Source organism: Prevotella sp. P5-50 (assembly GCF_002251295.1).
Lineage (GTDB): Bacteria > Bacteroidota > Bacteroidia > Bacteroidales > Bacteroidaceae > Prevotella.
Genome location: NZ_NPJA01000052.1, coordinates 1 through 15,166, shown reverse-complemented (window position 1 = coordinate 15,166; position 15,166 = coordinate 1). Strand labels below are relative to the sequence as shown.

General features: G+C 46.1%; 8 protein-coding genes and 2 pseudogenes. 1 reads left to right on the top strand and 9 read right to left on the bottom strand.

Annotated features, from left to right (window positions below; genetic code table 11):
- Positions 1–247 precede the first annotated feature (247 nt).
- The 4 genes from CIK88_RS11440 to hflX all read right to left on the bottom strand — a co-directional run bounded on the left by CIK88_RS11440 (position 248) and on the right by hflX (position 8,179).
- Complete coding sequence (locus tag CIK88_RS11440) at positions 248–1,891, bottom strand: fumarate hydratase (protein WP_094436591.1); 1,644 nt, start codon at positions 1,889–1,891, stop codon at positions 248–250.
- A gap of 49 nt (positions 1,892–1,940) precedes the next feature.
- Positions 1,941–4,844, bottom strand: a complete 2,904-nt coding sequence (locus CIK88_RS11435) for a pitrilysin family protein (protein ID WP_094436589.1) — start codon at positions 4,842–4,844, stop codon at positions 1,941–1,943.
- A gap of 133 nt (positions 4,845–4,977) precedes the next feature.
- Complete coding sequence (locus CIK88_RS11430) at positions 4,978–6,831, bottom strand: DUF4954 family protein (protein ID WP_094436631.1); 1,854 nt, start codon at positions 6,829–6,831, stop codon at positions 4,978–4,980.
- A 76-nt stretch (positions 6,832–6,907) separates the two neighbouring features.
- Complete coding sequence (gene hflX, locus CIK88_RS11425; RefSeq protein ID WP_094436587.1) at positions 6,908–8,179, bottom strand: GTPase HflX; 1,272 nt, start codon at positions 8,177–8,179, stop codon at positions 6,908–6,910.
- A gap of 158 nt (positions 8,180–8,337) precedes the next feature.
- Between hflX and nagB the strand changes: the two genes are divergently transcribed.
- Positions 8,338–9,132 (top strand): glucosamine-6-phosphate deaminase, encoded by a 795-nt coding sequence (gene nagB, locus CIK88_RS11420; protein ID WP_094436585.1) that lies wholly within the window; start codon positions 8,338–8,340, stop codon positions 9,130–9,132.
- Between the two features lie 187 nt (positions 9,133–9,319).
- Here the strand turns inward: nagB and dnaA are convergent, their stop codons facing one another.
- The 5 genes and pseudogenes from dnaA to CIK88_RS11395 all read right to left on the bottom strand — a co-directional run.
- Positions 9,320–10,729 (bottom strand): chromosomal replication initiator protein DnaA, encoded by a 1,410-nt coding sequence (dnaA, locus tag CIK88_RS11415; protein ID WP_094436583.1) that lies wholly within the window; start codon positions 10,727–10,729, stop codon positions 9,320–9,322.
- Between the two features lie 369 nt (positions 10,730–11,098).
- The gene (locus CIK88_RS11410) at positions 11,099–12,001 is read right to left on the bottom strand and encodes an MlaD family protein (protein ID WP_094390180.1); all 903 of its coding nucleotides are present in this window, start codon (positions 11,999–12,001) and stop codon (positions 11,099–11,101) included.
- Positions 12,002–12,885: 884 nt separating this feature from the next.
- Positions 12,886–13,636 (bottom strand): annotated as a pseudogene (locus tag CIK88_RS11405) (N-acetylmuramoyl-L-alanine amidase); the annotation flags it as partial.
- Positions 13,637–13,688: 52 nt separating this feature from the next.
- Complete coding sequence (gene folB, locus CIK88_RS11400) at positions 13,689–14,078, bottom strand: dihydroneopterin aldolase (RefSeq protein ID WP_094390179.1); 390 nt, start codon at positions 14,076–14,078, stop codon at positions 13,689–13,691.
- Positions 14,079–14,094: 16 nt separating this feature from the next.
- Positions 14,095–14,550: pseudogene (locus CIK88_RS11395) on the bottom strand (ribonucleoside-diphosphate reductase, adenosylcobalamin-dependent); the annotation flags it as partial.
- Between the last annotated feature and the right edge of the window lie 616 nt (positions 14,551–15,166).

The following is a 15,166-nucleotide window of genomic DNA, read 5'->3' as shown; positions in this document are numbered from 1 at the left end:
GCTTAAGATATTGAATAGTAGTGTTTTGAACTTTTGGTGTGGCCTTGTGGTCGAATATTTTTGAAAAACTGAAAAAATGTATGCACACATGGTGTCTTTGTGTGTTGCGCTATTGTCTGAAAGAGGAACAGGCATTTAGGCAATAAAAAATTGATTTACCCGGCAATTCACGTGGAATTGCCGAGTAAATCAACATTTTTCCTCTTTTGTAAGGAGTTGGGTTATAGCTTAGAACCCCATATTGCCATTAGGCTTTGCAAGGTGTCCAAGGCTTCAACTGCTTGAAGAAATCGTTGCCCTTGTCGTCAACAAGGATGAATGCGGGGAAGTCTTCAACAGTGATTTTCCAAATGGCTTCCATACCCAGTTCGGGATATTCCACACATTCGATGCTCTTGATGCTCGACTGAGACAGTACAGCAGCCACACCACCGATAGTGCCGAGATAGAATCCACCATGCTTCTGACAAGCATCGGTAACCATCTGTGAACGGTTGCCCTTGGCTATCATCACCAGTGAACCACCGTGATCCTGGAACTCATCAACGTATGGGTCCATGCGGTTGGCTGTGGTTGGTCCCATTGAACCGCAAGGATAACCCTCTGGAGTCTTAGCAGGACCAGCGTAGAGCACGGGATAGTCTTTGAAATACTGTGGTAGGTCTTCACCTGCATCGAGGCGTGCCTTGAGCTTGGCATGGGCGATGTCGCGTGCCACGATGATGGTACCTTTCAGGTTGACGCGAGTAGATACGGGATATTTAGACAGTTCGGCACGAACAGCATCAATACCCTTGTCGAGGTCAATCTCGATACCCTTGGTGCCTTCGCCCGGATTGCGCAGTTCCTCAGGGATAAGCTCTGTGGGGTTCTCATCCATCTTCTCCAACCAGATACCGTCGCGGTTGATCTTAGCCTTGATATTGCGGTCTGCCGAACAGCTGACACCCATACCGATGGGGCATGATGCGCCGTGGCGAGGCAGACGGATCACGCGGATGTCGTGAGCCAGAGCCTTACCGCCAAACTGTGCACCCAGTCCAATCTTGTGGGCTTCGTCGAGGAGTTTTGCCTCAAGGTCGATATCGCGGAAAGCGCGTCCTGTCTCATCACCAGTGGTAGGCAGGTTGTCGTAGTACTTGATACTTGCCAGTTTCACTGTCAGCAAGTTTTTCTCTGCTGAAGTTCCACCGATAACAAATGCGATGTGGTAAGGAGGACATGCAGCAGTTCCGAGGCTCTTCATCTTCTCTACGAGGAATGGTAACAGCGTGCCTTCATTCTGAATGGTGGCCTTGGTCATGGGGTAGAAGTAGGTCTTGTTGGCAGAACCACCACCCTTGGCAACCATCACAAAGCGATATTCGGCACCCTCTGTAGCCTCGATGTCAATCTGTGCGGGAAGGTTGCAACGGGTGTTGACTTCGTCGTACATGTTGAGCGGGGCGTTTTGAGAATAACGCAGATTGTCCTGTGTGAAAGTGTTATATACACCAAGGCTGAGGGCTTCCTCATCCTCAAATCCGGTCCATACCTGCTGACCTTTCTCACCATGGATAATGGCTGTGCCGGTGTCCTGACAGAAAGGAAGAACACCTTTGACAGCTGTTTCGGCATTGCGCAGGAACTGCAAGGCTACATACTTGTCGTTTTCAGACGATTCAGGATCGGTAAGAATCTGGGCTACCTGCTCGTTGTGGGCGCGACGCAGCATAAACTCTACATCGTGGAATGCCTGCTGAGCCAACAGCGTCAGGGCTTCTTTCGATACTTTTACGATTTCTTTACCCTCAAATTCAGCTGTGCTGACGCCTTCTTTCGAGAGCAGTCTGTACTCAGTGTCGTCCTTGCCCAACTGGAACATAGGGGCATACTTGAATTCTGGATTCATATTCGTTTAGTTTTTTATAATGAATAATTAATACCTGTTGATTGGTTTATCAATAACCGAAGATATCCTCAAGAGTGAGTTTCTTTACTGGTGCTATGCGCTCCAGAACCTTCATATCGAGCTCTTTGTCATTGCCAAGGATCATGTAGCGATAGGGTTTACCGGCTGCTTGTGATTTCTCGAAATTCACAATGTCCTGTAGCGTTACTCGCTGTACATCCTTGTAGATGGTCTCGTTGATATCGTAGTCGAATCCCAATTTGCGCATGCTGAAGTAACGGTCGATAACCGATGACTTGGTGACGCGCTGGCTGGCAAGACGCTTGATGACGGCATCCTTGGCAATATTGAAGGCTGCTTCGCTCTGTGGGATGGTATCGAGAATGTTGTGGAACTCGCTGATGCAATCGCCCATCTTATCGTTTTGAGTGATGATATTTGCAAAGAAACTCTCCTTGTCGCTCTTCTTTGAAGGGCGGGTATATACGGCTCCGGCGCTATAGGCAAGACCGCGTGCTTCGCGCATCTCCTGGAATACGATGCTGTTCATACCGCCACCGAAGTATTCGTTGAATACGGAAATCTTTCCTGCATCGGCAAGATTGAAGGGACGGCCTTCATTGTGGTACATGCGGAAATAGATGTTTTTGGCATCAAACGGTGCCATCAACACTTCGTTTGTTGGAGTCTGAGTGGCTTGATAGGGAGTGGCATGGGGCACGTCCTGAAGTTTTTTGGGAGTGGCGTGCAACTTTGTGATAACGGCTGTCATGTCTTTCAACTCCATCGGACCATAGTAGTAGAGCTCATGCTTCATGTTGCGGAGACCTTTGATGAGATCGAGCAACTCCTGTGGATTGGTATTGCGCAACTGGTCGGCACTCATCATGTCGGTATAGATATTACGGCTACCATATACACCATAAGCGTATAGATGTTCGGCGCAGTTACGTTGGTCTTTCTTGTCATCGTCGCGCTCTTTCAAGATGAGCGATACGAACTGGTCGTAGGATGCTTGGTCGGCTTGAGCATTTTGGAGCACATTCTCCATCAGTGACAGTGCTTCTGCCATATTCTCACTCAAGCCGTTCAGACGGATGGTGATACGGTTGCCAGATACACTAATTCCATAGTCACAACCCAGCTTGTAGAACTTGCGTTTAAGTTCTGCCACCGAGTATTTGTCGGTTCCAACATAATTCAGATAGTTGCTTGCCATATCGTAACGGTTGTCGTCTTGATTACCGAAATCGTAGGCGAAACCGAGATAGAAGAGACCATTATCGGTGTTCTTCTTATAGACAACGGGTATGCCTTTCTTGGTGGTGGCAAGGGTCAAGTCTTTCTTGAAATCCACAAAGACGGGTTGGATGGGCGTCACCTCTGTGTTCTGAATGTCTTTCACAAACTGGCTCACCATGTCGCGGTTGGCAGGAATAGGAGTGATGGCAGGCTTGTCAATCTTCTTGGCAAGACTGTCGGTGCCCTGTGTTTTGTAGATTACAGCATAACCGTTGGTGAAGAAACGATTGGCAAAAGCCACAATATCCTGCTTTGTCATCTTCTCAATGCGTGCAATGCTATTGGCATGCTGTTGCCAACTGTCGCCATTGACAAACGAGTTGACCATCTCTGAGACGCGCCATCTGTTGTTGTCGAGTGCTTGCATATATTTGCGCTTGAGATTGTTGACGATAGAAGGCAACAGGTCATCGTCGATGTTTCCTTTCTTCAGATTATCCAATTGGGCTACCATCAGATCCTTTACCTCTTCCAGTGTCTGGCCCTGACGGGGAACGCCATAGAGCACAAAGCTGGAGTAGTCTTGTTGAGTTTGACAGAAAGCCTGTGCTGCCATAACCTTCATAGGCTGATTGAGGTTTGTGTCGAAGAGTCCGGCACGACCGTTGCTCAGCATAGAAGAAATGACGTCAAGGGTGTCGGACTGCAGAGATGCTGCCTTTTCGCCACGCCATGCCACACAGACAAAGGCTGCCTGCTGACCAACGATAGTTGTATCGGACGGAGTGGTCAATACTGGTTGGGCAGGGAATATTGGTTGGCTGACATCCTGACCGGGTTGCATAGTGCCGAAATACTTGTCGATGATGGCTACTACCTGATCGGGATCGAAATCACCAGCCATACAGATCGCCATATTGTTGGGCACATACCACTTCCTGAAATAGTTCTTGATATTGGTGATGGAAGGGTTCTTCAGGTGATTCTGGGTACCGATGGTAGTCTGTGTGCCATAGGGATGGGTTGGGGTAAGTTTCTTGCCAATGGCGCTCCAAAGTTTGTCGTTATCGTCGGTGAGATAGATATTGTACTCCTCATAAACGGCCTCAAGTTCGGTATGGAAGCCGCGAATTACCATATTCTGAAAACGATCAGACTGAATCTTGGCCCAGTTGTCAATCTCGTTGGAGGGAATATCTTCTGTATAGCAGGTCACATCGTTGCTGGTATAAGCATTGGTACCCTGTGCGCCGATGGTTGACATGAGTTTGTCATACTCGTTGGGGATGAAGTAGCGGGCTGCTATTTGGCTCACGCTGTCTATCTCGTGGTAGGCCTGCTTGCGTGCCATGGCATCGGTCAGTTGGCGGTAACGCTCATAACGAGCCTCGATGTCGGCAAGCAATGGTGCTTCGGATTCGGCATTATTGGTACCGAAATGGTTGGTGCCTTTAAACATCAGATGCTCCAGATAGTGGGCGAGACCCGTGGTTTCGGCAGGATCGTTCTTCGAACCGGTGCGAACGGCGATGTGTGCCTCAATACGTGGCTTATCTTTGTTGACGCTAAGATAAACCTTCAGACCGTTGTCAAGCGTGTAGATGCGGGTTTTCGTCATGTCGCCGCTGACGGTCTCAAACTTGTAGTCCTTGGCTGCCGCTGTGGTGGCAACAGCAAGTGCCAACAGGGAGAGGATACTCTTTAATTTCATATGCGGATGTTTTATACTTTGTTCTGTTATTCTTCCAGATGTTTTGCCTACTTCCGATGTTTGCGGATTGAGAAGCGTGTGAGTTGTCTTTTTGTTGTTCTGCGTCGCTGCAACACTTAGCTATCGTATCGGCTTAGTCTTCAAAGTCTATTTCGTGATCGAGTTTTGTGATGAAATCATCGAAGACAGACTGTTCTACATCGCCCATGGCAAACTCTTTCTCGGCATCCTTACGAATCTCTGCCACCCATGCACGACGTGCGCGGATATAGTCTTCGCGGATGCGGGGCAGGTCGCTATCGCTCAGTTCGTCGAGTCCATAGTAGTCGAGAATGAGACGATAGGTCCAGGTCCACTGGTATTGGCGATAGTGGTTGTCGATATCGATAAAGCGGTCGAGAATCTCTTTGATGCTTTCAATGTTGCCATTCTTGATATCATCAATAAGTCGTTCCTCTTCGCTGATGGGCAAGAGAAGGCCTGAGAGATCTGTCCAGTGGCCCAAACCGATATCTGATGTTGGTTTGCCGAGGAATCCGCCTTTGATGGCGCGCTTTAGAACGGCACCCATATAGATGCGAAGTGCAATATCGTAATACTTAATGCCTTTGCGTAGCGATGTGGCATTGATGATGTATTCATGGTAGTTGTATGAAGATACGTTGTCACCTCCGGCTTGGCGAAGTGCTTCAAGGATTTTCTTGCCTTGCACGATTTCGCCCACGGTAAAGGGTGATAGCCAGTCGAAGTTGATGATGCTCTTACGACAGGAGGCGGCACGCTTGTCACGCTTGGGCCACTTCTTGATATCGCGGTAGAGACCTACCGTGGTGATGTTGCGTCCAGGTACGATATACATGGTGTCGCCGTAAGCCAGCAGATAGGCGAAAGGCAGACAACGCATGTCGGGGTGGTTCATCAGTTTGCCGAAACATACGGAGAAGGCTCCAATCTTTGCTGGCATAAGGACATAGGCACCACTGGCCGTCTTGGTGCCGCGCTCCAGAGTGCCGTAATGTAATGGTCCCATTTTGTAAGCATGGTTGGAGAAATTGGTGTTTGAACCGGCATTATAGAACGAAAACTCGCCGCCGATGAGCAAACTTGATTTGTGGTGGGAGGCTGAGAATGGTCCGCAAAAGGCAGCACATGCCTCACCGTTGGCCATATAGGAATTGGCAAAGAAGACGCTGGCTTGGGCTGTGAATCCGTTGGCCACCTGACAGGCTTCGCCTACAAAACAGTCTTGCATCTTGACAGAATTGGTGATACTGCAACCATTGGAAATGATGGAGTTTTCGCAGATTACACCTGTGCCAATATATACAGAGGCATCTTTCGAACTGAGGATCGTGCAATCGCTCAATCGTGATGCGCCATTGATCTCACAGTCATCTTTCACAACCGTATTGGTAATCTCCTTGGTATTGATAATCTTTACGTTGTTGCCGATGGTACCACGGTCGGGAAGGGAGAAACGCACTTCTTCGCGGATGAGACGAGTAATCTTCTCTTTTAATACCTTATCGTTGAAGTGTTTCACCATGAAAGCGGCTAACTGGGAGTTGAGGTCATGGAAAAGCACCAAGTTGCCATCGCCCATTTCGTTTAGCACCGATATCATGTGGTCTTCACCATAGGTGGCTCCCTCTGTCGTCTCCATTGTTGATACGTTAGAGATATAACAGTTGTCGCCGATGGTATAGTTGTTGATGAAATTGCCAATCTTCTCTATCAGACAGTTGTCACCAATGGTTACGTTGCGAAGTGTGGCATCGTTAATGCCTGCATGTTTGGTAAATCCCTTTGTGACTTCTACTTGAAGGTCGAATACGCCAAGCCGAATGTCGCCATAAAACATCACGCGGTGGAATCCGTATGGTGAGAAATCATCTGCCACTTTAACGCTTTCCCAATTTTCTGCCCAGCAGTTATTCCGTTCGAGGATGTCTATTTCCTCTTGGGTCAATTGTCTGTAATCTCTCATTTCTATCTGTGTTTGATTGTACATGCTTTACTTTGTTGTTGTATGTTCTATATGACGTTTTTGCTCACAATGCTTCTTATTCCTCTACTTGATAGAGAAAATCGTTGTAGGGATATTTCTGTACATGGAGTTGGCGAACCTTTTGATAGAGGATCTCACGAAGCGTGTCGATGTTTCGCTTTTCTTTGGCTGATATAAAAAGACAGTCTCCCTGCATTTTTGCCATCCAGGTTTTCTTCAATTCGTCGAGTGTCACATTCTCTTTGGTAGAGGGAGTGAGGTCGTCTGCCTCTTTTTCTATCCAGGTGTAGGCATCAATTTTGTTAAATACAATCATTGACGGTTTGTCGGCACAGCCTAAATCGGATAAGGTTTTCTCCACAACTTTTATCTGTTCCTCAAAGTCGGGATGCGAGATATCTACCACATGTACCAATAAATCGGCCTCGCGCACTTCGTCAAGAGTGGATTTGAAGGAATCTACCAAGTCGGTTGGCAACTTACGGATGAAACCTACTGTATCGGCAAGTAGGAAAGGGAGATTGTCGATAACCATCTTGCGTACTGTGGTATCGAGCGTGGCGAATAGCTTGTTTTCTGCAAACACATCGCTCTTAGAAAGCAGATTCATCATGGTCGATTTTCCTACGTTCGTATATCCCACCAAGGCTACACGAATCAGGCGACCGCGGTTTTTACGTTGGGTGGTTTTCTGCTTGTCGATTTCTACTAAACGTTGTTTCAATAGCGTAATGCGGTGCAGAATGATACGGCGGTCCATCTCCAACTGTGTTTCACCAGGACCACGAAGACCAACACTACCTTTACCACCACCGCTACCAGAGCCGCCGCCTTGGCGTTCCAAGTGGGTCCACAGGCGTTGCAGACGAGGCAACATATAGCGATACTGTGCCAATTCTACTTGTGTTTTAGCTTCGGCGGTCTGTGCGCGCATGGCGAATATATCAAGAATCAACGAGGTGCGGTCGAGAATCTTTACTTTCAGTTCAGCCTCGATATTGCGCATCTGTTTGGCAGACAGCTCATCATCGAATATCACCATACCTACAGGTTGGGTTTCGCCGGTAGGGTCGTCGTCGGCAGCATCCTCTTGCATTTTTATATATTGCTTGATTTCTTCCAGTTTTCCCTTACCCACATAGGTAACCTGGCTGGGGCCTTGCACCTTCTGTGTGAAGCGTTTCACGGTGACGGCTCCTGCTGTATCCGCAAGGAATTCCAGTTCGTCAAGGTATTCTTTGGTCTTTGCCTCATCCTGCTCCTGAGTGATAAGTCCCACGAGTACGGCGGTTTCGGCCTTGACTTCTGAAATAACAAATTCTTTCATTCAGTATTTATATATATTATTATATGTAATGTGCAAAGATAAACATAAAATTCCGATTTATAGGGTTCTTTTGAAAAAAATAGCCTTTAGCATGTATATTTTTCATGAATTTATACTACCTTTGCGTTACAAAAGTTAACACCAAATACATTTTAAATATGAGAGTTATTATTGAATCTGATTATCAGAAATTGTCGCAATGGGCTGCTGAACACGTTATTGAGCGTATTAATGCTGCCAAACCTACCAAAGAACATCCTTTTGTACTCGGTTTGCCAACTGGTTCTTCACCAGAGGGAATGTATGCTTGTCTGGTAAAAGCCAACAAGGAAGGTCGTGTGTCGTTTAAGAATGTGCTGACATTTAATATGGATGAGTATGTAGGATTGCCTGAAAGTCATCCAGAAAGCTACCATTCGTTTATGGCTCGTAATCTTTTTGACCATATTGATTGTCCGAAAGAGAATATCCATATTCTTAATGGTAATGCAGAAAATCTTGCAGAAGAGTGTGCTCGTTATGAGCAGATGATAGCCGAAGCAGGTGGTATAGATCTTTTTATTGGGGGTATAGGTCCTGATGGTCATATTGCTTTCAACGAACCTTATTCTTCGTTGACATCTCGCACTCGTGTCAAGACATTAACAACCGATACGATTATTGCCAACTCTCGTTTCTTTGACAATGATGTAAACAAGGTGCCCAAGTTGGCGCTTACTGTAGGTGTTGGTACTGTGATGGATGCTCGCGAAGTGATGATTCTCGTCAACGGCCACCATAAGGCTCGTGCCATGAAGGCGGCTGTAGAGGGTGCTGTTACTCAGGAGTGGACTATTTCTGCCCTTCAGATGCATCAACATGGTATTATCGTGGCTGATGAACCAGCTGCTGACGAACTGAAAGTTGCCACCTACAAGTATTTCAAGGATATAGAGAAAGACAATCTGTTGTAATCAGACAATTGCGATGAATGTCAAAGGCGAATAGCTGTCAGACTTTCGTCGTCTGAAGACAAACGGACAGATAAACGCAAGCAGGATTATCGAAAATGATAATCCTGCTTGTATTTTATCCTCTTGTTTGTAAGGTACATCCCCAATCAATATAGGAATTGGAATGTGTACGATTGGAGTTGATGTGCTATTGTTTCAGTTTGAAAGAGTTTTCGATGCTGGTCACTTCTTCTACAAATGCCTTATCAACTTTCATGCGCTGGTCTATCGTATTGCAGCTGTGAATGACTGTTGAGTGGTCGCGACCACCTACCAACTGTCCAATTCTCGATGCAGGCATCTTGGTGTATTTCTGTGCGAAGTACATGGAGAGTTGTCGGGCAATTACAAATTCGCGTTTGCGAGAACGGCTCATTACGTTGGGTTGGGTGACATTATAGTGTGCGCATACCTTTTCGATGATATCGTCGATGGTCAGGGGACGGTTGTCCACCTTCACGGCACGTTTGATAACACGTTCAGCGAGGCGCATGTCAATATCGCTATTATATACAATAGAGTATGCCATCAATGAGTTGACCACTCCTTCCAATTCACGTACAGAACTATTGGCGGTTTCGGCAATAAACTGAATGACGTCGGCAGGGAATTTTAGACCGTCACGGCGACATTTGGTATTGAGGATGTCAATGCACAATTGCACGTTGGGTTTATGCAATTCGGCTATCATACCACATGAGAAGCGAGTCAGCAAGCGATCCTTCACACCTACCAAATCAACTGGTGGACGGTCGGCAGCCAATATAATCTGCTTTCCACAACGGAACAGATGATCGAATACGTGGAAGAATGTGTCGAGGGTCTTGGTGGCTGCAGCCCATTCCTGAACATCGTCAACGATGAGCACATCGATGGTTTGATAGAAATGAATGAAGTCGTTGACCGTGTTCTGACGTACTGCATCGGTATATTGCACTTGGAATAATCTGGCAGATACGTAGAGTACTCGTTTCTGTGGATAAATCTCTTTGCAGCGCACACCAATAGCATTTATAAGGTGTGTTTTACCGCTACCTGACGGACCGTAGATAAAGAATGGATTGAAAGTGGTGCGTCCGGGGTGCTCGGCAATGGAGAGACCGATGGTGCGTGGCAACTTGTTGCTATCGCCTTCGATGTATCGTTGGAAATTCTTATGGGGATCCAGTTGTGGATTTAAATCCTGTGGGGTTGCTGCATCGAGGGTGGTGGGGGATTGGTTGGCACGTGTTGAAACCTTTGGCTTGTCGATAGCAACAGATTCGCTACCTTCTTCGTCAACGGTAAGACCGTGTGCTTTGTCAACCACAACACGATATTTCAGCGCAATATTAGTGCCGAAACAGCGATGCAGTACTTTGCTTAGCAATTCCACATAATACTGCTCCAATACTTCATAGACGTAGCGGCTTGGTATTTGCACGACAAGTGTCCTGTTGTCTTCGTCGTAAGAGTCGAAGACAATAGGTTCAAACCATGTTTTGTACTGTTGCTCAGAAACGTTATCTCTTATTAGCGAGAGGCAGTCGTTCCAAAGCAGTCTAGGAGCTTTGTCCATTATGGAATTTCTTTTGTATTTATAGTTAAAAGATACGGTTGCTTTTCGTAAAGCGGATACAAAGTTCGCACTTTTTTTTCAATTAACCAAATCTTTATTTTTTGTTTGTTATATATATATTCCTCTAACTGCCTATTCCTGTGGTATTTACGGGATATGGCTTGTTTTTGTAGTCGTGAAACACTATTGTAATAATGTAACTCCTTATATAATAGTCTATTAACGCTGTGACTCAAGACCTATTGCAGGTCTGTTCTGCTATCTCTCAGATGGTCACGAAATCGTCTGATAACGAGCATAAGACCTGTCTTTTTGGGTCATGTGCTTCTGATGGTTGTTATTTAGACTAATTAAAAACAAGCATCTCTCTTATTTATCCTTCTTTCCGAACACAGAGAAGTGTACGTAACGCTTAGGATGTGCTTTCAAGTCGATGAGTAGAGAATCTGCACTTGCAGCAGTTGAACTGAGTCTGTAGTAGAGTTGTGGATCGCTCATGAGCAGTCCGAGTGTGCCCTCTTTGCTGTTGAGCCTGTTGGTCATTTGCTCTACGTTATCCAGCGTTTGGTTGACTTTTGCCGTCATAGTGGCAATATCCACGGCGCTGAGGTTTGCTGTGAGTTGCTCTGTATTGGTGAGAACTCCATCTGCTTTTTTCATAACCGATGGGACATCTCTGTTCAGACTGGCAGATAGTGATTTGAGTTCTACGCTTGTTTTATTGAGATTGTCGGTCATTCCTTCCACGTTGTGCAGGGTGTTGCGTAGTGCAGGGTCTGCCAATAGGATGTTGAGGCTTGCCATGATGGAGTCGAGTTTTGGGAGCATACGTTCTACGGTCGGCATCATTTGTCCCACTTGGTTCATGAGTCCCAGTTCCATTCCGCCTTTGATAGAGTCGCCGGCAGCCATGAGTTGTGTGGGGTTGCCCGACAGAATCAGGTTGATTTTGATATTGCCGAGCAGATCACTTGCCAGTTCGGCACGTGATCCGACAGGTATGCGCATGGCTTTATCAAGTCCTACAACAGCCACGATGTTGTTGGGGTCGTTGTAGTTATAGTCTATGCGTTCCACGACACCTACTTTATATCCGTTGGCATAGACAGGCGATGAAGCCGACAGTCCACTTACATCGTTGAACACGAGATAGTAGGTGTTGGTGTTTGAGAATATGTTGAGTCCTTTAAGAAACTGCAATCCATAGAAAAGCACGAGTATGCCGAAGATGGCAGTTAGTGCGATTTTGACTTCTTTTGTGAAAAATTTCATATTTAAGTTTTTTCTTTATTTCTTGTTTTTGTTTCTTCTGTATTCTTGTATTGCTTGTTGCACATTGGCCCTACGTCCGTCTTTGAAGGCGATGATGAATGCTTCGGGGAAGCGTTCTGATAATGACTTGCGGAGTTGGTAAATCTCCTGATAGTCGGTTGATGCGCCTACGGTATATTTGAACATGCCGTTTTCTTCGTAATAATCTACGTTTTCCAAATCTTTCAGCATGGGGCTGTTTGGATTCTGACGAGCTGAACTGGCAAGTATCTGTACCTTGAATATGGGTTGTCCGCTTGTCTGTTGAGGTGTGGCAATGGTACTCGTAGATCTCTCAACTGCCTTTGGTGTTGGTTTCTCCGCAGGCTTTACGGTTTCTGCTTCAGTCTTTTGTACTGGTTTTGCCGCAGTTTCGGCATTTTGTTCCGCCTTTGGGGTTGGTGTAACAATGGTTTTGCCGTGACGTACCTCTGTCTTATGAACGGGTTTTTCTACTGGTTTTACTTCCGCCTTTGGTGTTGGTTTTGAAGCCGGCATTATTGGTTCTCCTTGTTGAGAACTGTCTTTCCCTGTCTCGTTATTGCGAGTTGGATCTGCCATGAGGATAGAATCCACATCGGTTGATGGCTTTTTATTGTTGTCGTCAACGGTTGTTCTTCCTGCTCTGGCGTTGGCCAGTTCCTGCAATACCTGATTTTTTTGCGTCTTGTTGTCTGTTTTTGGCTTTGCCTGCGGTATGTTGTTTGCCAGCGGTTTGTTGTCCGTTTTGTCGTTTTTGGTCTTTGGCGCTTGTTGTTTTTGGCTTGGCGTGGCTATTGTCGGCACGTTTACCTTTTCCGGTTCCTGTATTTGGTATGAAGGTTGTGTTGCCGCGTCTGATTTTTTTTTAAAGTCGAGAAATGCTTGATAGATGCCGAAACCGAGTTTGTCAATACCGTCTTTAGAGTTCAGAAAGCGCTCTTCGTCTGCAGTAGAGATGAAGCCTAACTCGATCAGACAACTGGGCATCGATGTTTCGCGGAGTACAAGAAATCCGGCTTGCTTAACGCCTTTGTTGGGTCTGTTGGCTGATGCGCATGTGCGGCGTTGTACTGCTCGGGCCAGTTCGACGCTCTTCTCCATGTTTTTGTCTTGTATGAGTTCAAACATTATATAGCTCTCGCTTGACCGTGGGTCGAATCCCTGATAGCGTTGCTTATAGTCTTTTTCCACGAGAATAACTGAGTTTTCTCGTTTAGCTACCTCTAAGTTGTCGTTGGCTCTATGCATACCGAGGGTATAGGTTTCGAGTCCTCGTGCTATGCGTCCACCGGGTAGTGAGTTGGTGTGTATGGAGATAAAGAGGTCTGCTTTGTTTCTGTTGGCTATGTCAGCACGTGTGTGCAACGGTATGAAAATATCTGTTTTGCGAGTATAGATGACTCTTACGTCTGGGCAGTTGTTTTCTACGTATTTTCCGAAGGCGAGTGCAACATTGAGGTTGATGTTCTTTTCCTTAGAAAAAGAGCCTACAGCACCAGCGTCGTGACCGCCGTGACCTGGGTCGATGACAAGGGTGAATCTATCTTTGGCGGCTGCCTGTAAGGCCGTCGCCACCATTAATAATAATAGGTATAAGGTATTCTTTTTACACATATTAATTGTTTACCGTTTGCAAAAGTACGCATTTTCAGTCAAAAACCAACTGCTAAAGCATAGTTTTTTGCTCATTTGTCATAATTACCCTTACTCCGGCTCCCTCGCAATCAGCTCCCATCGGTGGGTTTTTCTTGATGATGTTGAGGTCGATTTTTGTAATGTTGGGGTATGTGTCGAAGAGTCTTTTGCAGATTCTTCCCGCCAGATGTTCAATCAGCTTTGATGGAGTCTGCATCTCCTGACTTATTGTTTGATAGACGTCAGCATAACTGATGGTATGGCTCAGATCATCAGTTTGCATGGCATGAGTGAAGTCGTATCCTATCTGGATGCTAACCTCATAATCGTTTCCGACGGTCTGTTCCTGCGGCATGACGCCGTGGTAGGCATGGAAGCGAGCTTTGTTGATGATGATGCTCGTATCAAATGGTGTCTTCATTCTCCTTTTCTGTGAAGGTTCCATCGTTGACGTATTTCTTGAGTGCACGTTCCACACCGATCTTCCATGTATTGATGCTTTCGTTTTGGAGCTGGAGCGACCCTACCAGTTTTACCACATGTGCGATGGGCATGCGGTAGCGCAGCACACCAGAAATCAGTTTTGCGTAGTTCCAGTATTCTGGGTTGAACTTCTCAGATAGTCCTTCAACGGTTGTTTTGTATCCTCGTTTGTTGACGAACTGGAAGTCATAACGCTTTGTTCCATCTTCGTTTACCTGTTTTACGATTTTTCCGTGTGTGACCGATTTAGGCAACATAATGCCTTCGTCGTCGTCTTGCAGACCAGTAAAAATCTCGTAAGGGTATCCGTCGAGCAGTCCTACGAGTGCCACCCATTTGTCTTTATTGTTTTGAAAGCGCACCACGTCACATTCCAGTTCCTTAGGCCTGACCTCTGTCACTTCTGGTCTCGCCGCCTTGTTGACTACGTGTGAAATCAGTTGGAACATGAAGTTTGCCTGTTCCGGTTCTAGTGCGTTGAGACATGTGTGTAGTATCTGGCTCATAGAGTCAGCGTTTATGATATGTCCGATAGACGTACTGATATCGGCCAATTTACCTGCCACATTCAGCACTTCGTCTGTCTTGGCTGGTGTTTGTTCGTTTGTCTTTTCTGTTTGCATACTCATTTTGCAAAGGTACGAATAAGCGAGCGTAATACAAAGAAAAAACTCGTTTTTTCTTTTATTACCGAGCGTAAGTAGCTTGGACGCTTAGCCTCATAAGGCATTTATATAGACCTAAAGTCCAAATACAAACTTATTGTGGGTTGCGGAAAAGTTACATTCGCTGTTCGATAGATTCTGAAAGTTCAAATTAATATAAGCGGTAAATCTACGCTAAGTTTATAATGAAACTATTGGAGTTCTTGACTTCTCGATGCCTTCTCGATGTGTTCGGGATGCATTCGGGATGTGTTCGGGATGAAGGTGCTAAAAGAAACAGAGGCAGTATGTCCCAAGTTCCTCCCATGTAAGTCCCAAGTAAGTCCCATTTTTTGCAGAGGGAATGGGAAGACGATGGGAG

Bases quoted from the DNA above. Each gene is read 5' to 3' on its own strand.
- CIK88_RS11435 (WP_094436589.1), bottom strand. From the start codon at position 4,844: ATGAAATTAAAGAGTATCCTCTCCCTGTTGGCACTTGCTGTTGCCACC.
- CIK88_RS11410 (WP_094390180.1), bottom strand. From the start codon at position 12,001: ATGAAATTTTTCACAAAAGAAGTCAAAATCGCACTAACTGCCATCTTC.
- CIK88_RS11440 (WP_094436591.1), bottom strand. From the start codon at position 1,891: ATGAATCCAGAATTCAAGTATGCCCCTATGTTCCAGTTGGGCAAGGAC.
- folB (WP_094390179.1), bottom strand. From the start codon at position 14,078: ATGAAGACACCATTTGATACGAGCATCATCATCAACAAAGCTCGCTTC.
- dnaA (WP_094436583.1), bottom strand. From the start codon at position 10,729: ATGGACAAAGCTCCTAGACTGCTTTGGAACGACTGCCTCTCGCTAATA.
- nagB (WP_094436585.1), top strand. From the start codon at position 8,338: ATGAGAGTTATTATTGAATCTGATTATCAGAAATTGTCGCAATGGGCT.
- hflX (WP_094436587.1), bottom strand. From the start codon at position 8,179: ATGAAAGAATTTGTTATTTCAGAAGTCAAGGCCGAAACCGCCGTACTC.
- CIK88_RS11430 (WP_094436631.1), bottom strand. From the start codon at position 6,831: ATGAGAGATTACAGACAATTGACCCAAGAGGAAATAGACATCCTCGAA.